Here is a 20,941-nt window from a genome sequence, read left to right as displayed (position 1 = left end):
AGGATGATTCCCAGGTTTTTACTCGCAGCTGCAACCGCGCTGCTGCTGACGGCGTGTGCCAACGACGCGGTCAAACCCGAAGCGGTTGCCGACGCGCAAGCCAACACCACCGCCGTCGAGCTGCACTTTCACGCCATTGCCGGGCTTAACCCCGGTGCAAATGGCCAAGCCGCGCCGGTGCGGGTGCGCATTTTCGAATTGAAAAACGCCGCGACCTTTTCCCGCTCCGATTACTTCGCCCTGGCGGACCGTGCGCAATCGACCCTCGGCCTCGACCTGCTGGACCAGGATGAAGTGATGGTGCAACCCGGCCAGCAACTGAGCATCCAGCGCGACCTTGACCCGGCCACGCGCCAGATCGGCGTGCTGGTGGGCTATCGCGAGTTGGACCGTGCGCAATGGCGCACCGTCATCAACGTGCCGCCGCGCCAATCCAGTGAATACCAGATCAGCCTCGATGTGCGTGCCGTGCGCGCCGATGTCGTGGCTCCCCCATCCAGCCCTGCCCAATAACAAGCAATCGGAGCCCCCATGTCCTGGAACAATCGCGTGGTCTGGTCGGAAGGCATGTTCATCGGAACGCAGCACTTCCAGCAGCATGACCGTTACCTGGAAAACCTGATCGACGCCCGCAGCCGCCCGTTGTCGGCAGGCGCCTGGGGCTTTTCCGAATTGCTGATCGACCAGGGTCTGCTGGCCCAGGGCAAGCTGGCGATTGTGTCGGCCCGTGGCCTGTTGCCGGACGGCACGCCGTTCAATATCCCCCAGGATGACCTGGCGCCGAGCCCGTTGAATATCGACGACAATCTGCGCGACGGCCTGGTGTACCTGGCCCTGCCGCTCAAGCGTGCGGGTGCCCGCGACACCGTCGATGAGGGCGAAGCCCTGGAAGCCGCACGTTATGTGAGCCAGGTGCGCGAAGTGCGCGACGACAACGCGCCTTTCGAAAACCGCGCGCCAGTGGCCGTGGGTTCGCGAGCGTTACGCCTGCTGACGGCGCAGGACGGTATCAGCGACTACGCCGCCATCGGCCTGGTACGCATCAAGGAAAAACGCGCCGACCGCGCGTTGGTGCTGGATGACACCTATATCCCGCCGGTGCTGGATGTGGCCGCAAGCAAACCGTTGACCGCCTTTCGCAGCGAACTGCTCGGCCTGTTGCACCAGCGTGGCGAAGCTTTGGCCGGCCGCGTTGTGGCCTCCGGCGCTGGCGGGGCCTCGGAGATTGCCGACTTCATGCTGTTGCAACTGGTCAATCGCGCGCAGCCGCTGATCCAGCATTTCAACCAGTTGAGCCCGCTGCACCCGGAACGCTTCTTCAGTGAATTGGTGAGCCTGGCCGGTGAGTTTTCCACCTTTTCAACCTCGGGTCGGCGCCCCCAGGAATACCCGCAATACCAGCATGACGACTTGGCCTTGAGCTTCACGCCGGTCATGGCCGCCTTGCGTGAGGCGCTGTCGATGCTGATCGACAGCAAGGCCACGCCAATCCCGATTGTCGAGAAAGCTTACGGCATCCACGTTGCCATGTTGGCCGACAAGACCTTGCTCGACAACGCCAGTTTCATCCTCGTGGTGCGTGCCGATGTGCCTGGCGAAACCCTGCGTGCGCGCTTCGGCCAGCAAAGCAAAGTCGGTTCGGTGGAGCACATCCGCGACATGGTCAACCTGCAACTGCCGGGCATTGGCCTGCTGCCGTTACCGGTGGCGCCGCGCCAACTGCCGTACCACGCCGGTAGCACCTATTACGAACTGGACCGGGGCAGCGAGCACTGGCAGCAGTTGAGCAATTCCGGCGGTTTTGCCTTCCATATCGCCGGGCAGTTCCCGGGCTTGAACCTGGCCTTCTGGGCGATCCGAGGATAATACGCGATGCATCCCAATGATGATGACCGCACCCAGTTCATGCCGCGCCCCGGGGGCCGTGCGCCAGAACCTGCACGTGCAGAGCCGGCACCTTTGTCGATGCCGGCCGCGCCGATCCTCACTGGCAAGAGCCACGGCCTGAACCCACTGGAAAGCGCCGCCGGCCCGCTGTTGGCACTGCTGACGCGGCTGCGCAACACCATCGCCCACCCGGCGCCAGCCAGCCTGCGTGCGCAGTTGCTGGCCTACCTGCGCCAGTTCGAAGAGCGCGCCGAGGCCGCCGGCGTAGCGCGCAATGAAGTGCTGCTGGCCCGTTACGCGCTGTGCACTGCATTGGACGAGGCGGTACTGAGTACGCCGTGGGGCAGCACCAGTGACTGGGGTAAACAAAGCCTGCTGATCACTGTGCACAACGAAGCCTGGGGCGGTGAAAAGGTCTTCCAGTTGCTCGACCACTGCCTGCAAAGCCCACGGGAACGCCTGTACCTGCTGGAGCTGCTGTACCTGTGCATGTGCCTGGGTTTCGAAGGCCGCTACCGCGTGATGACCGATGGGCGCAGCCAGTTGGAGGCCTTGCGCGAGCGCACCGCCGCAGCGATTCGCAGTGCCCGTGGCGAACACGAGCGTGAGCTGTCGCCGCACTGGCGCGGCGTGACCGTGGCCCGTGATCGCCTGGCGCAATTCCTGCCGCCGTGGATTGCTGTGGCGATTGGCCTGGCGTTATTGCTGGCGTTGCTGTTCGGCCTGCGCATGAAGCTGGCCTCGGATGCCGAGCCGGTATTCAAGAACATCCATGCCCTGGGTGAGATTCCGGTGCAGGCCATCGACCGTCCGGTGGCGCAGCCAAAAGTCATTGAGCGGCCACGCCTGGCCGGCTTCCTGGCCGAAGACATCAAGGCCGGTCGCGTGGCTGTGGAAGACAAGGTGGACCGCTCGGTGGTGACCATCCGTGGCGATGAACTGTTCGCGTCCGCCAGCTCCAGCATCGTCGATGACTACCAGCCGCTGATGCTGCGTATCGCTGACGCCATTCGCAAGGTCAAGGGTCAGGTACGCGTCACCGGCCACAGCGACAACCGCCCGATTGCCACGCTGCGCTTTCCGTCGAACTGGGCGCTGTCCGAAGCCCGGGCCAAGTCGGTGCTGGAGATCCTCGCGGCCAAGACCGGCCAGGGTGATCGCTTCAGCGCCGAAGGCCGCAGCGACACCGAGCCGTTGGCGACCAACAGTACTGCCGAAGGCCGTGCCCGCAATCGTCGGGTTGAAATCACCGTATTGGCGGAGGGCGTCGAGTGAAGGCGTTTTTCAGTTTCATGATTCGCTGGGTGATCCCCGTGCTGGGCCTGATTGCCCTGAGCCTGATCATCTGGTTTGTCGGGCCGTTGCTCGATGTGCTGATGCCCGAGGGGCGACGTTGGGCGCTGATCATCCTGGTGTTTGCGCTGTGGATCGCCTACCGCGTGTTCCGCATCATCCAGGCCCGCCGCCAGGCCGCCGAAGTGATGCGCAGCCTGGCCGCCGAAACCCCGGCCGACCCTAACAGCGTCGCCACTGCCGAAGAATTGTCGACCCTGCGCCAGCGTATGGACGAAGCCCTGACGCTGCTGAAAAAAGCCAAGCTCGGCGGCGACGAACGTCGCAACCTCTACGAGCTGCCGTGGTACGTGATCATCGGCCCGCCGGGTTCGGGCAAGACCACCGCGCTGGTCAATTCCGGGCTGCATTTCCCGCTGGCGGCACAATTGGGTGCCGGTGCGGTGCGCGGTGTCGGCGGGACGCGCAACTGTGACTGGTGGTTCACCGATCAAGCGGTATTGCTCGACACTGCCGGTCGCTACACCACCCAAGACAGCAACTCCACGGTGGACAAAGCCGCGTGGCTGGGCTTTCTCGACCTGCTGAAAAAGCAGCGCTCGCGCCGGCCCATTGACGGTGCGTTTATCGCCATCAGCCTGTCGGATCTGCTATTGGGTACAGACGCCGAGCGCGCTGCCCATGCCGCCGCGATACGCCTGCGCATCCAGGAGCTGTACAGCCAACTGGGCGTGCGTTTCCCGATCTACCTGATGCTCACCAAGCTCGACCTGGTGCCGGGCTTCATGGAGTTCTTCGATAACCTGAGCAAGGAAGAGCGCGCCCAGGTATGGGGCATGACCTTTGCCCTTGATGACGGCAAGCACAGCGACAGTCCGTTGGCGCACCTGCAAAGCGAATTCGCCGGGCTGGAACAGCGCCTCAATGAACGCTTGGTCGAGCGCCTGCAACAGGAACGCGACCCGGCGCGGCGCGATCTGATCTACGGTTTCCCACAGCAGTTCGGCGCGTTGAAGGACTGCCTGCAAAGCTTCCTCGAAGGCGTTTTCAAACCCAACGCCTTTGAAGAGCGCGTGTTGCTGCGCGGCGTGTATTTCACCAGCGGCACCCAGGAAGGCAGCCCGATTGACCGCTTGATCGGCGCCATGGCCCAGAGCATGAACCTGGACCGCCAGCACCTGGCGCGCCAGAGCGGCACCGGGCGCAGTTACTTCATCGAAAAACTCTTCACCGCAGTGGCTTTCGCCGAGCGTGGCTTGGTGGGGGTGAACCCGAAAGTCGAACGGCGCCGCAAGTGGATCGCCCGTGGCGTACTGGCCGCCACCGTCGCTTTGGTCGTGGTGGTCAGCAGTTTGTGGTGGGTGAGTTATCGCGCCAACCAAGCGTATATCGCCCAGGTCGACCAGAAGGTCGCGCCCCTGGGCCAGACTGTGCAGAACCTGAGCCCGGCACAACGGGAAGTGCTTGCCGTGCTGCCGTTGCTCAATGCGGTCAAGAACCTGGCGGGGGACTCGCCAAGCTGGTCCGAAGGGCTTGGGCTGTATCAAGGCGATATGCTCGAAGCCGAGTCCGCCAGCGTCTATCGCAAGCTGTTGATCGCCGTCTTCGCGCCGCGTCTGGTGACGCGTATCGAAGAGCAACTGCACGGCGGCGGTAACTCTGACTTCCTCTATGAGGGCCTCAAGGCTTACCTGATGCTCGCCGACACCGAGCACTATGACGCGGACTTTATCAAGGCCTGGATTGCCCTGGACTGGGACCGCAACCTGCCCCGCGACCTGCCGGCCGACCAACGCCAGGCACTGGCCGGGCACTTGCAGGCACTGTTCGAGCGGCACCCGCCGAGCGCCCGCCTTGACCCACGCCTGATCGATGACCTGCGTCGCCAGTTGCAGCAACTGCCGGTGGCCCAGCGCGTGTATGACCGGGTCAAGCGCCAGAAGCTGCCCGAAGGCATCCCTGACTTTCGCCTCAACGAAGCTGCCGGGCGTGACGCGGCGTTGGTGTTCAGCCGCAAAAGCGGCAAGCCCTTGGGCGAGCCTTTGAGTGGTTTCTTCACCGCCAAGGGCTATCGCCAGGCATTCCTGCTGAGCAGCCTGAACCAAACCGGCACCCTGGCTGAGGAACAGTGGGTGTTGGGCCAAGAACAGGCCGATCAGCAGAACGTGGTGAGCCTGGCCGCCGATGTGCGCCGCCTGTATTTCCAGGATTACCAGCGCCAGTGGGATGCGCTGCTCGCCGACATCGACTTCGTGCCGATCACCAGCGTGGCCCAGGCTGCCGACGTGCTACGGGTGATTTCCGGCCCGACTTCGCCGTTGAAAAAGCTGTTGGTGGCGGTGGCCAAGGAAACCGACCTGCAAGCCGAAGAACGCCAATTGGCCGCCAAAGGTGTGCCGGTGGAAGGCGGCGTCGACAAACTCAAGGAGCGCCTCGGCAGCTTGCTTGGTCAAGAACAACCCACCGCCAATGCCCCGGTGACTGCGGACGATCCAGTGACCGCGCACTTTGCCGAACTCAACAGCATCGTCAGTAAAAACGAAGGTGAGCCGGCGGCCATCGACGGCCTGCTCTCGGACATGAATGCGCTGTATGTGCAAGTCAGCGCCATGGTCGGCGCCAGCGGCGATGCGCTGCTCGGTGAGGCCAAGAACCAGGCAGCGGCTGCGGCCACGCGGGTCAGCCTGAATGCCGAGCGCCAGCCGCCGCTGGTGCAGGGCATGGTCAAGTCGGTGGTCAATTCCACCACCAACAGCATGATGGGCGGGGTGCGCAACCAGTTGAACGCGGCCTGGGTCAGCGAGGTGGTCAACGTGTATCGCCAGTCGTTGGCCGGTCGCTATCCGATGTCGCCGGGCAGTGCGCGGGACGCCACCCTGGATGACTTCGGCCAGTTCTTCGGCGTGGGCGGAGTGATGGATAACTACTTCCGCAAATACCTGCAGCCCTATGTGGATACATCGGCACAGACCTGGCGCTGGCAGCCCGGCGCGGCGCAGAAGCTGGGGATTGCCCCGGGCGTGCTGCAAACCTTCCAGCGTGCGGCGACTATCCGTGATGCGTTTTTCAGATCCGGGGGCACCCAGCCGATCGTGCGTTTCGAGCTCAAGCCGGTGTCGATGGACCCGACCATCACCCAGTTCCTGCTCGATCTGGACGGCCAGCAATTGAGCTACGACCACGGCCCTAGCCGCCCGGTGGCGATGCAATGGCCTAACCCCGGCAGTATTGGCGTAGTGCGCATCTCCATCATGCCACCGTCGGCCAGTGGTCGCTCCGGCATCACCCTGGACGGCCCATGGGCCTGGTTCCGCCTGCTGGAGCAATCGGACCTTACCGCCGGCAACTCACCGGATCGCTTCAACCTGCGGTTGCGGGTCGACGGCGCCAGCATCGCCTACGAATTGCGCGCCAACAGTGCCTTTAACCCGTTCAAGAGCCGGGTACTCAGTGGCTTCAACCTGCCGGAGCGGCTATGACCAGCCTGGGTTTCTACGGCAAGGTGGCCAGCCGCGGGGACTTTGTCAGCCGCGCCTTGCCCCAGAGTTTTATCGGCCCTTGGGACAGCTGGCTGGCGGCGGGTTTGCTCGCCAGCCAGAACAGCCTGGGTGGCGACTGGCTCAAGGTATACCTGGTCAGCCCGTTGTGGCGTTTTGTCCTGGCACCGGGCGTGTGCGGGCCGGATGCGGCGGCGGGGGTGGTGATGCCGAGCATTGACCGGGTCGGGCGGTATTTTCCGTTGACGGTGGTCAGCTTGCTGGATCACGACACCAACCCCGCCTCTCTGGTGGGCGGCCCGGACACTTGGTTCGAGCAGGCCGAAGCGCTATTGCTCGCCACCTTGGACAGCGGCGCCACCTTCGAAAGCTTCAACGCTGGCCTCGACACCCTGGGCGTGCCGGCGACTGAGCCGCGTGCAGTGGACAGCCGTTTCGCCGGCCTGCAACGGGTGGCAGCCAGCGAGCCCCATCAGCGCATGACCGCACTGGCCGAACAAGCGTGCGAGGGCGCGAGCCTGTGGTGGGGCCGGGGTTCGCAGCGTATTTCCCCAGGTTTATTACGGTGCCAGGGTTTGCCTGCTGCCGACGATTTTGCGCAGTTTTTGCTCGGACAAGAAGGTGTGGTGTAGATGGGGGCAACGTACAAATCCGCGAGCAAAAGCCATGTGGGCATGGTTCGCCAAGTCAACGAAGATGCCTGCCTGGACCTGCCGGAAAATCGCCTGTGGGTAGTGGCCGATGGCATGGGCGGGCATGCGGCTGGGGACTATGTCAGCAGCCTGATCGTCGACAGCCTGCGCAGTGTCCCGCTGGGCCGTTCCCTCGATGAATACTCGGCCGCGCTGCGCAATGATCTGCTGCGCATCAACACCACTGTGCGCGAAGAAACCGCCAACCGTGGCGTGACCATGATGGGCAGCACCGTGGTGGTGTTCGCTGCACGCGGCTTGCGCGGGGTGTGCCTGTGGGCCGGCGACAGTCGTTTGTATCGCTTGCGCGACGGTGTGTTGGAAAGCATTTCCCGTGACCACAGCTACGTCCAGGATTTGCAAGACAGCGGCTTGCTCAGTGAAGCCGACGCCCGCACACATCCACGCGCCAATATCGTCACCCGCGCTGTTGGCGTGGAAGCCCAGTTGGATGTCGCCTCGGTGGACCTGTTGATCGCCCCCGGCGACAGCTACCTGTTGTGCAGCGATGGACTGAACAAGACCGTCGAAGACCATGAAATCCGCGAGGTGCTCAGCCATGACGCGCCGGATGAAATCGTGCGCAGCCTGGTGCACCTGGGGCTCAATCGCGGCGCACCGGACAACATCACCGCCATTGTCGTGAAGGTCTCGTCATGAACATCGTCATCCCGGGTTATGACATCGAAGGCGAGATCGGCGAAGGCGCCATGGCCAGCGTGTACCTGGCAACCCAGCGTTCGCTGGAGCGCAAGGTGGCGTTGAAGGTGATGGCGGCAGCGCTGGCGGCCGACCCGACGTTCTGCGAACGCTTCCTGCGCGAGGGCAAAACCCTGGCGCGCTTGTCGCATCCGCACACGGTGACCATCCATGACATCGGCAACGTCGGTGAACTGTATTACATGGCCATGGAATACCTGCCCAACGGCACGCTCAAGGAGCGCATTGCCGCCGGCCTGACGCCGGAGCAGGGCGTGACGCTGATCCGCCAGATTGCCTCGGCGCTGGGTTATGCCCATGCCCAAGGCCTGGTGCACCGCGACGTCAAGCCGGCGAACATCCTGTTCCGTGCTGACGGCACCGCAGTGCTCTCGGACTTTGGCATCGCCAAGTCACTGGACGACCGCACCCAATTCACCCAGGCCGGGTTTGCCGTGGGCACGCCAAGCTACATGAGCCCGGAGCAGGCGCGAGGCCAGGAGATCGATGGTCGTGCCGACCTCTACGCGCTCGGCGTGGTGTTGTACGAAATCCTCGTCGGCAAGCTGCCCTACAGCGGCACTGATGCGCTCTCTACCGCACTGGCGCACCTGACCGAGCCGTTGCCGGAGCTGCCGGTGCACCACGGGCGTTATCAGGGCGTGCTGCGCAAGTTGCTGGCCAAGGACCCGGCGGAGCGCTTCCCGAATGCGGCGGCGTTGCTGGAGGCACTGGAGCAACTGCCGGCGGACTCGGCAGAAGCCACCTTGGTGCGGCCGCTGCCGATTCCATTGAGTTTCGACCTGGCGGGCATGACGCCCGTCACCATCGATATCCCGACCGATAAACCACAGCCGCAGCCGATAGTGCGCCAGCCGGTGGTGACGCCGACGCAGCACAACGCGCCGTCCGAGCAGCGCCGTGGACCGGTGTTGGCACTGGCTGCTGTTGCGGTGGCGGTTGCCTTGGCCATTGGGGGAGCCAGCTACTGGTGGTTGAGTGGCAGCGATGAACCGGCCCAGCCGCCGGCTGCCGTCGTGCCGAAGGTGACACCACCCGTGGCCGCCGCTGAAGTGGACGGCGGCCAGCGACCCTTGCTGATGGCGGGCAAGAAAACTCTATTCCAGCGCGTGCTGAGCAAGCCCGGCGCCAAGCTGTCCACCGATGCGGGCAGTGCGCCCGGTAAAGCCTTGCCGGCGTTCTCCGTGCTCTATGTGTACCAACGCAAGGATGTCGATGGCAGCCCTTGGGTACGCGTCGGCGCTGCCACCGATGGTCGCAGCGACGGTTGGTTGCCGGCCTCCCAGGTCAGCGACTGGAAACAAAGCCTGGTGCTCAAGTTCACCGAACGCTCGGGCCGCGCGCCAGTGATGTTCCTGCGCCAATCGGCCGAAGTGGAAAAACTGCTGGCCGATCCCGCCGCCGCGAAAAGCGTGTTGGCCAAGGCGCAGAACAACCGTGAAGACAACCAGCAAGTCCTGGCCCTGGAACCCACCGCCAGCGCGGTGCCGCAGGACCAGTTCTACCTGCTGCCAATCTTCGATTCCAAAGAGAGCTTCGACGAGAACGGCCAGCCGGTGCAGTTGCTCAATATCGCCTCCATCGACCCGGGCAGCAGCGCGCAGGCCAAGCAAGCTACGCCGGTGATCAGCGCCAACGCCGACGCCTTCCGCACCGCCGTGGTGCTGGTGGTGGACACCACCGTGTCGATGCAGCCGTATATCGATCAGGTGCGCGATGTGGTTCACGAACTGCAAACCCGCATTGCCGAACGTGGCGAGCTGGACAGTGTGAGCTTCGGCCTGGTGGGTTTCCGCAGCAGCATCAAGAAAACCCCGGGCCTGGAATATGTCGCCAAGACCCTGATCAGCCTCGACCAAGGCCGCGACCCGCAACGCTTCCTCGACATGGCGCGCCAGGTCAAGGCTTCTACGGTGTCCAGCCATTCCTTCAACGAAGATGCGTTTGCCGGGGTGATGCAGGCGGTGGACGGCATGGATTGGTCGGGCTACGGAGGTCGCATCATCCTGCTGGTCACCGACGCAGGCGCGTTGCGCAAGAACGACCCGTTCGCCGCCACCCAGATGAATGAAGCCGAGGTTCGCCAGGCGGCGCTGGGCAAGCAGATCAAGATCTATGCGCTGCACCTGCGCACCGACGCCGGCAAGAAAACCCATGCTGGCGCCGAGAGCCAATACCGCATCCTTACCGCCGACGCCAACCCGCAGATCGGCGACCTCTATACGCCGGTGCCGGGTGGTGATGTGCGCAAACTGGGTGAGCGTGTGGATGAGATCGGCACGGTATTCGCCAACCTGGTGCATCAGGTGCGCAGTAACACGCCACAACCGGTGCCGCTGCTCGGTTCGGCGCCAAGCCTGGCGGACAAGTCCGCCGCAGTCGGCTATGCCATGCATATGGACTTCCTCGGGCGCAAAACCGCCAGCCAGGCGCCGCAACTGGTCAGCGCCTGGACCGCCGACCGCGATCTCACCAACCCGGCGCTGCCGGCATTCCAGGTGTGCGTGATGCTGACCAAGCTGCAACTCAACGACTTGCAGCAGTCGCTGAAGTTGGTCGTGGATGCGGCGCGCAAGACCCAAAGCTCACCCAAGGATTTCTTCCAGGAAATCGCCAGCGCCTCGGCCTATATGAGCCGCGACCCGCAAGCCCTGCGCAAGGGCGGCAACCTGTCCGACGGCGGCTTGCTCGGCGAATATCTGGAGGGCCTGCCGTATCGCAGCAAGTCGCTGAACATGACCCAGGATTTGTGGTTGTCGTTGAGCGTGGCCGAGCAGGAAGACTTTATCGACGAGCTGGATTCGAAGATCCGCCTGTATGAAACCTTCCATAACGACGTGGCCAACTGGGTCCGTTTCGGCGATGCCGAACCGGGCGATGCGTTGTACCGCGTGCCACTGTCGACGCTGCCGTAATGCTGAACCTGAACGCGGTGCACAAGAGCCGGGGTGTCGGTAGCCAGCGCTATAGCCTGGTGATTGCGGCGCTGCGTCTTGGTGCAGGTGAACAACTGGCGATTGTCGGGCCCAGCGGTTGCGGCAAAAGTACCTTGCTGGACCTGCTGGCGCTGGTCTTGGCGCCGGATCAGGCCGAGCAGTTTGACTTCAATCAGCAGGACATCGGCGCGCTGTGGCGTGCCGACCGGCAATCCGACCTGGCTGCATTGCGCAGCCAGCACCTGGGCTATGTACCGCAAACCGGTGGTTTGTTGGGGTTTCTCGATGTGCGCGGCAATATCGCCTTGTCCCGGCAATTGCTGGGCTTGAAAGACGACGGCAGCGTGGCGCGCCTGGCCGAGCAGTTGCAGATCAGCGACCAACTGGCCAAGCAGCCGGCGGCCTTGTCGGTAGGCCAGCGCCAGCGTGTGAGCTGTGCCCGGGCCTTGGCCCATGGGCCGCAACTGGTGCTGGCGGATGAACCGACTGCGTCCCTCGACCCGCTCAACGCCGAGCGTGTGATGCAGGCTTTGCTGGCCCAGGCCCGCGAGCACCGCACTGCCTGTGTGATCGCCACCCATGACGAGCCTCTGGCCCGTGCCAGTGGCTTGCAGGTGCGGCGTATCAGTTGCCGTCGCGATGCTGACGGCGGCGTCACTGCGACCCTCGGGGAGGTGTGCTGATGCGCATCGGCCTGATCACATCGCTCGCCTGGCAGGACTACCGCAACGATCGCTGGCTGTCGGCCTGTTCGGTGCTGGCGCTGGTGGCGGTCATCGCGCCGTTGCTGGTGTTATTCGGCCTGAAATTTGGACTGGTCAGCAGTTTGACCGAACGCTTGGAGACTGACCCCGCCACCCGTGAAATCATCCCGTTGGGGGGTGGTCGATTCAGTGCGGCGTTTATCGAGCAGCTGGGGCAGCGCAGCGATGTGGCGTTTGCCTTGCCGCGTACACGGCAGATTGCGGCAACCGCCCAGGTGGGCGCGCTGACCCTGGAAATGCTGCCGACCGCCGTGGGTGATCCGTTGTTGGCCGGTTTGCCGATACCCCAAGGCCTTGATCAGATCGTGCTGAGTCATACCGCTGCTGAAAAGCTCGCGGCCAGGCCTGGCGACTGGTTGGAAACCAGTTTTGCGCGGCAGGTGGCCGGGCAGGTCCAAGCCCAGCACACGCGATTGCAGGTGCTGGCCGTGTTGCCGTTCGAAGCGTTCGCCCGTGACGGTTTGTTTGCAGGCCTGGGCTTGTTGGAAGCGGCGGAAGATTACCGCGATGGTCGTGCAGTAGCGGCGTTGGGGTGGGCAGGTGATGCGGTGGCGGTGAGCGAGCAGCGGGTGTACCCGGCGTTTCGCTTGTATGCGCGCAGCCTCGCCGATGTAGAGCCTTTGCGGGTGTTCTTCGCCGGGCAGAATCTGCTGGTGTCGACCCAGGCGAACACCATCGCCCAGGTGCAGTCGTTGAGTCGCAACCTGTCGATTGTGTTCTGGATCATCGCCGGGTTGGCCCTGGCCGGGGCGTTCGCGGCGATCTTCGCCGCAACCCTGGCGGCGGTGGCGCGCAAGCGCCGGGAATTATCGGTGTTGCGTCTGCTGGGGTTTTCCACCGGAGCGCTTTTGTTGTTTGTACTGCTGCAGGCGCTGTACAGCGCAGGCCTTGCCGCCGTGCTCAGTGGTGGGCTGTATGGCCTGGCCGAGGCCGCGCTGAATAAGCTTTTTGTGCAGGTGCCGGGCGAATACGCCAGCCACCTGTTGGCGCGTCACTACGGTCTGGCCCTGGCTGCTGTGTTCGGCGTCAGCGCCGTGGCGGCTGCCGGTGGTGGTTGGCGGGTGGCGCGTATCCAGGCTTCTGAGGGAATCAGAGATGTATAAGTTATTGGGCGCCTGTGTGGCGCTGAGCCTGGCCTCGCTGGCCTGGGCGGATGAGGCAAGCGATAAGCTCGACAACCCCAAGCCGTTGCCGGATGACGTCAGCCTACCGCTGCCCTGCGACGGCAACATGGTGTTCCGCTACGCCTATGTGTTGGCCCAGGGCACCCTGGATGACCGCGAAATCAGCCTCGGCTACCCCTTCGCCGAAGGCGAGGCCGGTTACCAGCAGTCGTTTATTTCCGGCTATCGCCGCGACTTCATCAATGGCCAGTTCACCCTCAAGGACTTGCCCAAGGACTGGAACAAGGTCATCGCGCCGCTGATGCCGAAGACCGACGCCAAGACCCCTCTCAAGCCCATGCTGTACTTCATCGGCAAGTACGAAGTGACCGCGCGCCAGTATGCCCAGGTGATGGCCCAGGCGCAGTCCCTGGCCAGCGGCGAGCCGGCCCCGGCCTGTGACGCGCCTGCCGGCATGGCCGGGCGTTTGCCCAAGGTGAAACTGTCGCGCTTTGAAGCCGAGCGGTTTTCGGCGGTGTACAGCGCTTGGCTGATGAAATACCACCGTGAGTTGTTGCCGGTGAGCGGGCGCGGTTCGTCAGCCGAAGACGGCGGCCTGGGCTTTGTGCGCCTGCCCACCGAAGTGGAGTGGGAATACGCCGCACGCGGTGGCCAGGCGGTCAGCCGCCAGGACCTGGAAGGGCGCCTGTACCCACGCCGCGCCGAGGGCAGCGAAAGCGATGGCCCGTTGGCCGACTACGCGGTGTTCAACCAAGTGGCCGGCGGCACTGGTCAGGCAGCACGGCTGATGCCCATCGGCACCAAGTTGCCCAACCCCATCGGTCTGTTTGACGTGATCGGCAACGCTGCGGAAATGGTCCAGGAATCCTTCCAGTTGGTCCACGCCGGCCGGCGCCAGGGCACCTATGGCGGCTTTGTAGTCAAGGGCGGCAACTACCTGGAAGGCGAGGGCACGCTGTTTACCGGCATGCGCCGAGAGTATCCGCTGTTTGCTGCCGATGGCACCGAGCAAAGCAACGAGACCACCGGCTTTCGCGTGGCGATTGGCGCACTGTCGGCGCCGCGTTCGCGTTACAAGGAATTGTTTGCCCAATGGCAGAAGGAAGGGCGCCTGGCCTCATTGACTGACGCCATCGACGACGCCCAGGACCCGACCAAGCGCCTGGACAGCATCATCGCCGCCAGCGTCGACCCCAAGCTGCAAGCCGAGCTGGGCCTGGTCAACGAAGAGCTCAAGCGCAACGTTTCGCTGATTGCCCAGCAACGTGAAGAAGCGGCGGGCAACCTGATCCAGTCGGCGGCGTTGGTGGCCGAGACCATCAGCAACTACAACATTCGCCTGGCCAACCTGCAAAAGAGTCGCCAGCAGGCCTTGGACAGCAAGGACGAGGCCAGCGCGCAGCTGTTCGCCACGGCCATTACCAATGGACGCAGCGCCCTCGACGGCGCGGTGGCGATCTATATCGACAACCTGGCCACCGGCACGCGCTATACCGATGCGGTGATCCAGGCGCAGTTTCAACGAATCAAGGAAGAGTTGGATCGCAAGCCAGTGCTCGGCAAGAGCCTGGTGACGCGCGCGACACTGTTCGTTCGCCATGTCGGCAACTACCGCAAGCAACAGCGGGCCGACCCGGCAACGATCTTGAAGGAATTGCTCGCAGCGAGCGGTCAGCGGTCTTGATCGTTGGCTGTCTAGCGAGCTTGGAAAGGACTCAGGCGGCGGTGGGCCGTGCTGGGCAAGTCAAACTTAATAGAGATCACACCTATGCTTTTTTCCCGTAAGGCGGTTTCCAAGCGTCACCTGCTGCTGATCGCAGCCGGTTTCAGCACCGTGTTGACTGGTTGCGCTACGTCGCCAGCCTCCAAGGTCGCGTCGAGCACCAAGGTCGAGTACTACCCCAACTGCTACGAGCCGGTGCAGCACCTGCGCGCTACCGATTCGAACATGACCAAGTCGGTGGTGACCGGTGCCGCCATCGGCGCGGCCGGCGGTGCGTTGTTGGGCGCCCTGACCGGCGACAAGGAAAAGCGTGGCCGTAACGCCGCCATCGGTGCTGCGGGCGGCGCCCTGGCCGGCGGCGCGGCGGGTTACTACACCGAGCGTCAGAAGCAGATTGCCGATGACAACCAGCGCATTGCCTCCTATGCCGCTGACGTGAACAAAAGCGTCTCCGACATCGACCGCAGCACCGCCTACGCCAAGGCTTCGCAACAGTGCTACCAGAGCGCGTTCACCAAGCTGGTGGCCGACCGCAAAGCCAAGACTGTCAACGACACCGAAGGCCGCAAGCGCCTGGCGGAAATCGTTGCGGGCCTCAAGGAATCCAATGACCTGATCGTTGCGGTCAACGGCAAAGCCAGCGAAGATCTGAACAACTACACCCAGGCCTACGAAAAAGACCTGCAACAAGTCGGCGTACAGCGTGCCGACGTGGTCACCGTGGCCCAGGCCGATGCGGCACCTGTTGTGACACCGACCAAGAAAAAAGGCACGGGTACCAAGCCACCGAAAAAGCCAGTGCTGCCAACCGTGCCGAAAGAAGCGGTCACCACCGAGAAGACCTTGCAAACGGCCCAGGCCAAGCAAGCTGAAAGCAAGCAGGTGGCCAACGCGGGTGATTCGCAACTCAAGCTCAACTGCACTAACCCGAACCTGGTCGACTGGGCACCAGTGCCTTGCCCTAACGTCTAAGCACTTGTTGCTATAAGCGTTAAACGCCCGCCGATCTGCGTCTAAAGCGCGAGATCGGTGGCGTTCTTTTTGCAAATCGTTACACTGCTGCGGCCACTCCAATAAATACACCGAGGCCGTGTGCATGAAATTTCGTCTTCTCCTGTGGGTGCTGGGCCTGATGATGGGCAAAGCCAGCCGCACCAACCCCGCGTTCCAGCAGCAACTGGGTGACAAAGACCTGGCCTTCCAGCCGCCTATGGCTTCGCCACCATGCAGGCGAAGAACAAGCAACTGGCGTTCATGACGGGGATTCAGGACAAGTCGATCCAGATCAAGGGCAACCCGGCGCTGGTGATCTGGTTTCAGGGGCTTACCAAGTATTTGAAGCCGAAGAAAAAGAAGAGCTGAGGTTTTTCAGTAAAACCGAGTTGGATTCATCGGGAGCAAGCCCCACACTTGGAATGCATTCCATAGCTGGAATTCGGTCAAATATGGGAAGTGACTTGCTCGCAAAAGGGGTCAGTCCGTCATCTCACGGGCTTACCTGTCCTGAGACAGTGAGTACTCGATCAGCCAACAACTGTGCCAGCTCAATCAGTTGCGCAACGCCCAGCAGTTCCTCTCGTGGTGAACCTTCTAAGTTAAAGGCCAGGTCGCAGCTCAGCGCATTGGCCGAAGCAAGTGTTTCGCTGAGGTTGATCAACAGGTCTTCGGTGCTGATACCGTCGGCAACGGTGAACAGGCGGATGGGAGGGTTGGGGGTGGGTTTGATCATTATGAAATCCCTTAATCTAAGTGGAGCTGCCACTGATCGCCGCGATGCGATGGGGTGGCAGCTGTGCGCAGGTTCGCGGACCGGAGATTAAGGAAACCGGCATACCCGAGGGTATCCCGCGCACAGCCACCATAACGCAGCACAGTAGACGATAAAAAAGCGTCAACTGAAAGGAGGCAGTACTTAATCAATCCGGGCCGCGACGCCCGACCGCTGAGTTCGCAGCGGTGTACGGAGACTAGAGAGCGGATTTCCTAGGGGCAACCCCAAAACCTTGTCGGACGTTTCGGTTTTTACCAATACCTAGCCGAACGGTCAGTTGTCTGGCTTTCCATCAGTCAGCAACATCTTCCTGCGCGTCACAGCGGCGCGATCCCCTTTGCACGACTCAACGCCACGACGGTGTTTGAGCCCCGCGCACGCCCTAAAAAAGGAAAGGACATGAAGGACACCGATACTGAAATCCAACAATCTCGCCCAGTCAAAGCCTCTATGACTATGCGACACTTGGCTCCAAAACGCGCATGGGCGGCGAAGTCATTACTGCAAGCACCAGCCTTGAAATTCATGACTTGCGGGTCGCTTGCGTCGGCGACCGGGTGCGGTATCCCGATGGCAAAGAGAGCGAAATTGTCTCAGGAGCAGGTTTCGCGGCGACCTACAAAGGCCTGCCAATCGCAATTGTCGGCAGTGCTACCGACAACGGCGACACCGTGACGGGTGGCCTGCAAAATCTGGCTCAGGTGGTGGAGTACGCGGACGACGATGGCATTCCCGGCCTTCTACAGCCTGGATATCGCCTGGAGAGCCAAATGTGAAGCGCTACAACATCACCACTGGCGCAAAGACCACGGCCGGTGGTGAAGTGATCAGCGGTATGGCGCGTACCAGCTTTAGCGGCCAAATGATCGCCAGGGAGGGTGACCGGGTCGCTTGTCCGGCATGCGGCACTGAAGGTTTCATTGCGCTCACCGGACCTCATCTGCACGAAGAATGGGGCGGCAAACAAGCTGCGCTTGAGGGTGATTTGTGTATATGCAAATGCGATCCGCCACCGGAGCTGATCGCGTGCCAGTGGTCCAAATCTCAGGTGTTCGAAACACAACCTCAACGTGACACCTTCACTTGGACAGGCCTAAACACACCCAACCCTCCCGTTTCCAACTTCGCCGTCCCCGGCGCAGTGAATCGTGGTGCTGATGCATGCGTATTCGCCAAATCATGCGTTTCGGTGCCAGCCGGTTCTACGGCGGCAGGAACTGGCCCTGAACAGGCTAAGAACTTCGGCACCACCGCCGTTATGGCGTCGACCGGTACTGCAGGTGCTGTCGGCAGGGTCGCTGGAACACTCGGCAGCGACCTTGGTGCCTGGGCCGTGCGCGGGCTGGCCGCAGCCAGTTCAACACTCAATGTTGTACTTCTGGCTTTTTGGCCGCGAGATATCGGTGACTCAACGCTGTACAGCCCCGCACAGTTGGCAGGTATGCGCTCGGCCAGTACGCGGGTGCGTTTTCAGTTTCGCCAGGACGAGTCAGGTGAGCTGCGTGTTTACGGTATACATACCAAGCCTGAGAGTGGGGCTGATCGTGTACCCGTTGCGCAAGCCAGATGGAATACGGATAACAGCGCGATGGTGGCGGTGCTCGATGGCATCAGCATCATGTGGACACCGAACCATGGGCCGGTGGTCAACGTGCCGAGCCCGTATCCGGGTACACCGGAACGCTTGGATAATTTGTTCGTTCATCCGGTTGCAGTGGGGCAAGATTCGGCGATTAGTCACTACCCAGGTCGGGAAGCTGAGAACGCCACCTGGCAGGATACGATCATTTCGTTTCCTGCTGATTCGGGTCTGCCGCCGTTGTATTTGGTGTTTACCAAGCCAATGGTTACTCCACTGGAAGTTGGGGCATATGACGACTTGAGCAGTCGCAGCATCAAAGATGGTTATGACATCGATCATCTTCCGGCTCGTAAAGTGCTTGAAGCCGTTTTATTAAAACTTGACGGAGAAATGGATCCACGGGAAATAAGGGATTATCTTCGACGAGCCCCAAGCATCGCTATTCCTGCCCGAGTCCATCAACAATACAGTGAGACCTACGGGGGACGTAGTACCAAAGCAAAGCAGGTGCAGGATGCCTCCGACCTTAGGGCAGCAGTGGACAGCAATTTCAATGCGATTAAACGCGGCCTTCTTGAAGAAGGCTTCACCGATGCGGACATTGAAGTGGCTCGAGAGCAGCTGCATAGGCTCGCTAAAGAACAGGGGTGGTATTGATGAATGCGAAAACTATCGAGGGCTGGATCAGGAGTCTTGGCAGGCGCTACGACGTTTTGATTGCCGAAGGGTTGATCCCGAACCAGCCATTACAGGAACTTTATGAAGGGCGGGATCGCCTTTACTTGGAACCAGCATTAGGTCTTTCCTTGAGTTTTTGGGCAGAAACCAAGCGATTGGAAACGCTATTCATCACTCTGCTTAAAAGTACTCCCTCAACGGTTGAATATAAGGGCGAGCTGCCCAGACCGCTCGCTTCTACGATGACAAAATCCGACATTCGGTCGCATTTCGGCGTCCCTATAGAGTCAGGTGCTCCTGTAAAAATGCCACAGCCCGGAGGCATGACTGGAGGATGGGATGCCTATCATCTTGATCCAAGCACACATCCCAATATCAAGCTGGTTTGCAAGTACTCCTCAACTTTTCAGGTGAAAGCGTTGGTATTTACATTAATCGATAAGAGCCACGTCTGATCTGCGCTCCGTTCTCAATTAGTACTCGTTCCCTCGCTCTGCGTGGGAACGATTAATCCCGCCTTCCAGCTGCAGACCCTCGACGGCAAGGTTGCCCGTCACTTCATTGTCAAAGCCGCCTATGGCTTCGCCACCATGCAGGCGAAGAACAAGCAACTGGCGTTCATGACGGGGATTCAGGACAAGTCGATCCAGATCAAGGGCAACCCGGCGTTGGTGATCTGGTTCCAGGGGTTGACCAAGTATTTGAAACCGAAGAAAAAGAAGAGCTGAGGTTTTTCAGTAAAACCGAGTTGGATTCATCGGGAGCAAGCCCCCTCCCACATTTGTCGCATTCCAAAGTTGGAACTCGGTCAAATGTGGGAGGGGGCTTGCTCCCGATAGCGGCCTCACCGCCTGTCTATTCAGCCCTGGCTGAACTGGGAAGCCAGCTCACGCAACAGCACCTCGGCATCCAGCACCTTGCCAACGACTTCCTCAGCCTTGTCACGCGTCAAACCCAAGCGCTCAAGCAGCTCGTCCGGGATGGTTTCATCCGGCCCGGAGCCAATCCCCCGGCTACGCAACAAGCGCACGGCCAAACACACCAGGTTCGGATACTCAGCGTATTGCCCATCATAGGTCGGGTCATGCTGGAAGCGCAGGGCGGTGGACAGTTCGTCGGGCATGTCCCAATAGCGCATCAGCCAGGCACCGATCTGCTCGCGGGTGATACCTAGCAAGTGCTGCTCGACATAGCTGTGGCACAGGTGGGGGTTGACCTCCAGGTGTCGGCAGATCAGCGAAAAGTGCGGTGGGAATACGTGGGCCAGCAGCAGGTAGCCGAAGTTGTGAAGCAGGCCGGCCAGGTAGGTCAGGCCGGCTTCCGGACGCTGGGCGCGGGGCATGGCACGGGTCAGGCCTTCGATCACGGCAGCGGTGTAGATCGACTGGTGCCAGTACGGCGTGGACTGATGCGGGCGGTCCTTGGGCAGGCTTAGGGTTTTGCCCAGGGCCAGGCCGAGGGCCAGGTTGATCACCAGATCAAAGCCCAGTACGCGCACGATGGCATCTTCGACTGAACGGATCTTGCCCGGTGATGCGTAGTAGGGCGACGCGGCCCAACTCACCACCTGGGCGGCGAGGGCCGGGTCGGTTTCCACCACTCCGGTGATGTCATCGATGGTGGCGTTGGGGTCGACGCGCAGCTTGATGATCTTTTGCGCCGTGTCGGCCAGCGGTGGAATCTCGATGGTCGCCTCAAGACGTTGCTGGATACGGCGGGCGGTGAACGCCTGCATCGCCTGGGTGATTTCCTCGCGGTCATCATTGGGGCGGTCGAGGTTTGGGCGGATATTGCTCAGCGGTTCACCGAACTGCGCGGCGCTGGCCTTGGTCAGCATGCCCTTGAACGCGTCGCCGGAGATTTCCAGCAACAGACCGGCTTCGCCCGAATGCACCAGCAGGCTCGGCTCGTTGAGCAGGCTGCCTTCATACAGGCACGGTGAACTGGTGAGTGCCGGCAGGCCCGGCAGCAGACTCAGGGCATGCTTGCCGAGCATGCGTTCAACGCGCTCAGGGGCAACGGCCGTGAGGCGGCGACCCGTGAGTTCGGCGAGGCGGTTGAGGTCAAGCAACTGGCTTTGGGGGAACAGCACCATGAGTGCGCCAACCGCATCTTCAAGCAACACCGCCTGGACCTTTTTAGCAGGGTTCATGCCAGGTTGTTCGATGACTTCCGTGTAGGGGATGGCGAGCTTGGCGAGCAGCGCCCGAATGACCGGCGGGGCGGTCAGTGGGGCTGTGGCGAGGGCAACTTCTGACATGGCCTGATCCAATT

16 protein-coding genes and 2 pseudogenes are annotated in these 20,941 nt (G+C 62.0%); 16 read left to right on the top strand and 2 right to left on the bottom strand.

The window, feature by feature from the left end; translation table 11 throughout:
- Positions 1–3: 3 nt before the first annotated feature.
- The 12 genes and pseudogenes from tssJ (at position 4) to ASD70_RS22380 (ending at position 15,998) form a co-directional block, all read left to right on the top strand.
- The gene (gene tssJ / locus ASD70_RS22435; protein ID WP_046070114.1) at positions 4–513 is read left to right on the top strand and encodes a type VI secretion system lipoprotein TssJ; all 510 of its coding nucleotides are present in this window, start codon (positions 4–6) and stop codon (positions 511–513) included.
- 18 nt (positions 514–531) lie between these two features.
- Positions 532–1,866 carry a type VI secretion system baseplate subunit TssK gene (gene tssK / locus ASD70_RS22430; RefSeq protein WP_046070113.1) on the top strand — a complete coding sequence of 445 codons (1,335 nt, stop codon included), beginning with the start codon at positions 532–534 and terminating at the stop codon, positions 1,864–1,866.
- 6 nt (positions 1,867–1,872) lie between these two features.
- Complete coding sequence (locus tag ASD70_RS22425) at positions 1,873–3,162, top strand: DotU family type VI secretion system protein (protein ID WP_046070112.1); 1,290 nt, start codon at positions 1,873–1,875, stop codon at positions 3,160–3,162.
- The gene (tssM, locus tag ASD70_RS22420) at positions 3,159–6,659 is read left to right on the top strand and encodes a type VI secretion system membrane subunit TssM (RefSeq protein WP_046070111.1); all 3,501 of its coding nucleotides are present in this window, start codon (positions 3,159–3,161) and stop codon (positions 6,657–6,659) included. The genes ASD70_RS22425 and tssM overlap by 4 nt, the downstream gene beginning before the upstream one ends.
- Positions 6,656–7,309: a type VI secretion system-associated protein TagF gene (gene tagF, locus ASD70_RS22415; RefSeq protein ID WP_046070110.1), complete on the top strand. Its 654-nt coding sequence runs from the start codon at positions 6,656–6,658 to the stop codon at positions 7,307–7,309. Before tssM ends, tagF begins: the two co-directional genes overlap by 4 nt.
- Positions 7,310–8,029 carry a PP2C family protein-serine/threonine phosphatase gene (locus tag ASD70_RS22410; RefSeq protein WP_046070109.1) on the top strand — a complete coding sequence of 240 codons (720 nt, stop codon included), beginning with the start codon at positions 7,310–7,312 and terminating at the stop codon, positions 8,027–8,029.
- Positions 8,026–11,004, top strand: a complete 2,979-nt coding sequence (locus ASD70_RS22405; protein WP_056847477.1) for a serine/threonine-protein kinase — start codon at positions 8,026–8,028, stop codon at positions 11,002–11,004. Before ASD70_RS22410 ends, ASD70_RS22405 begins: the two co-directional genes overlap by 4 nt.
- Positions 11,004–11,708 (top strand): ABC transporter ATP-binding protein, encoded by a 705-nt coding sequence (locus ASD70_RS22400; protein ID WP_046070107.1) that lies wholly within the window; start codon positions 11,004–11,006, stop codon positions 11,706–11,708. The genes ASD70_RS22405 and ASD70_RS22400 overlap by 1 nt, the downstream gene beginning before the upstream one ends.
- Positions 11,708–12,892 (top strand): FtsX-like permease family protein, encoded by a 1,185-nt coding sequence (locus ASD70_RS22395; RefSeq protein WP_056847476.1) that lies wholly within the window; start codon positions 11,708–11,710, stop codon positions 12,890–12,892. The genes ASD70_RS22400 and ASD70_RS22395 overlap by 1 nt, the downstream gene beginning before the upstream one ends.
- Positions 12,885–14,597, top strand: coding sequence for a formylglycine-generating enzyme family protein (locus ASD70_RS22390; RefSeq protein ID WP_046070105.1), 1,713 nt, complete (start codon positions 12,885–12,887; stop codon positions 14,595–14,597). Before ASD70_RS22395 ends, ASD70_RS22390 begins: the two co-directional genes overlap by 8 nt.
- An 84-nt stretch (positions 14,598–14,681) precedes the next feature.
- Positions 14,682–15,608 (top strand): type VI secretion system-associated lipoprotein TagQ, encoded by a 927-nt coding sequence (gene tagQ, locus ASD70_RS22385; protein WP_046070104.1) that lies wholly within the window; start codon positions 14,682–14,684, stop codon positions 15,606–15,608.
- A gap of 124 nt (positions 15,609–15,732) precedes the next feature.
- Positions 15,733–15,998, top strand: a pseudogene (locus tag ASD70_RS22380) (helicase).
- Between the two features lie 124 nt (positions 15,999–16,122).
- On the opposite strand, the gene ASD70_RS22375 reads toward ASD70_RS22380, so the two are convergent.
- Entirely contained in the window at positions 16,123–16,365 is a 243-nt protein-coding gene (locus ASD70_RS22375) for a DUF6124 family protein (RefSeq protein WP_046070102.1), read from the bottom strand.
- 524 nt (positions 16,366–16,889) lie between these two features.
- Here ASD70_RS22375 and ASD70_RS22370 point away from each other — a divergent pair.
- From ASD70_RS22370 to ASD70_RS22355, 4 genes and pseudogenes are all read left to right on the top strand, one after another.
- A complete protein-coding gene (locus ASD70_RS22370; protein ID WP_082561462.1) occupies positions 16,890–17,183 on the top strand; it encodes a PAAR domain-containing protein in 294 nt (97 codons plus the stop codon).
- Complete coding sequence (locus ASD70_RS22365; RefSeq protein WP_046070100.1) at positions 17,180–18,646, top strand: S-type pyocin domain-containing protein; 1,467 nt, start codon at positions 17,180–17,182, stop codon at positions 18,644–18,646. The genes ASD70_RS22370 and ASD70_RS22365 overlap by 4 nt, the downstream gene beginning before the upstream one ends.
- Positions 18,646–19,122, top strand: coding sequence for a DUF6392 family protein (locus ASD70_RS22360; RefSeq protein WP_046070099.1), 477 nt, complete (start codon positions 18,646–18,648; stop codon positions 19,120–19,122). Before ASD70_RS22365 ends, ASD70_RS22360 begins: the two co-directional genes overlap by 1 nt.
- Before the next feature lie 63 nt (positions 19,123–19,185).
- Positions 19,186–19,395: pseudogene (locus tag ASD70_RS22355) on the top strand (helicase); the annotation flags it as partial.
- A gap of 131 nt (positions 19,396–19,526) precedes the next feature.
- Here the strand turns inward: ASD70_RS22355 and ASD70_RS22350 are convergent.
- Entirely contained in the window at positions 19,527–20,927 is a 1,401-nt protein-coding gene (locus ASD70_RS22350) for an aminoacyl-tRNA deacylase and HDOD domain-containing protein (protein ID WP_046070097.1), read from the bottom strand.
- Positions 20,928–20,941 lie beyond the last annotated feature (14 nt).

Source organism: Pseudomonas sp. Root569 (assembly GCF_001427465.1).
Taxonomy (GTDB): Bacteria; Pseudomonadota; Gammaproteobacteria; order Pseudomonadales; family Pseudomonadaceae; genus Aquipseudomonas; species Aquipseudomonas synxantha.
Note: the sequence above shows the minus strand (reverse complement) of the source record. Positions and strands in the feature narration are given on the sequence as shown.

What these genes read in the sequence shown, in the direction of transcription:
- tssJ (WP_046070114.1), top strand. Translation starts at nt 4, where the DNA reads ATGATTCCCAGGTTTTTACTCGCAGCTGCAACCGCGCTGCTGCTGACG.
- ASD70_RS22400 (WP_046070107.1), top strand. Translation starts at nt 11,004, where the DNA reads ATGCTGAACCTGAACGCGGTGCACAAGAGCCGGGGTGTCGGTAGCCAG.
- ASD70_RS22395 (WP_056847476.1), top strand. Translation starts at nt 11,708, where the DNA reads ATGCGCATCGGCCTGATCACATCGCTCGCCTGGCAGGACTACCGCAAC.
- ASD70_RS22405 (WP_056847477.1), top strand. Translation starts at nt 8,026, where the DNA reads ATGAACATCGTCATCCCGGGTTATGACATCGAAGGCGAGATCGGCGAA.
- ASD70_RS22390 (WP_046070105.1), top strand. Translation starts at nt 12,885, where the DNA reads ATGTATAAGTTATTGGGCGCCTGTGTGGCGCTGAGCCTGGCCTCGCTG.
- ASD70_RS22350 (WP_046070097.1), bottom strand. Translation starts at nt 20,927, where the DNA reads ATGTCAGAAGTTGCCCTCGCCACAGCCCCACTGACCGCCCCGCCGGTC.
- ASD70_RS22425 (WP_046070112.1), top strand. Translation starts at nt 1,873, where the DNA reads ATGCATCCCAATGATGATGACCGCACCCAGTTCATGCCGCGCCCCGGG.
- ASD70_RS22375 (WP_046070102.1), bottom strand. Translation starts at nt 16,365, where the DNA reads ATGATCAAACCCACCCCCAACCCTCCCATCCGCCTGTTCACCGTTGCC.
- ASD70_RS22370 (WP_082561462.1), top strand. Translation starts at nt 16,890, where the DNA reads ATGGGCGGCGAAGTCATTACTGCAAGCACCAGCCTTGAAATTCATGAC.
- tagQ (WP_046070104.1), top strand. Translation starts at nt 14,682, where the DNA reads ATGCTTTTTTCCCGTAAGGCGGTTTCCAAGCGTCACCTGCTGCTGATC.
- tssK (WP_046070113.1), top strand. Translation starts at nt 532, where the DNA reads ATGTCCTGGAACAATCGCGTGGTCTGGTCGGAAGGCATGTTCATCGGA.
- ASD70_RS22360 (WP_046070099.1), top strand. Translation starts at nt 18,646, where the DNA reads ATGAATGCGAAAACTATCGAGGGCTGGATCAGGAGTCTTGGCAGGCGC.
- tagF (WP_046070110.1), top strand. Translation starts at nt 6,656, where the DNA reads ATGACCAGCCTGGGTTTCTACGGCAAGGTGGCCAGCCGCGGGGACTTT.
- ASD70_RS22410 (WP_046070109.1), top strand. Translation starts at nt 7,310, where the DNA reads ATGGGGGCAACGTACAAATCCGCGAGCAAAAGCCATGTGGGCATGGTT.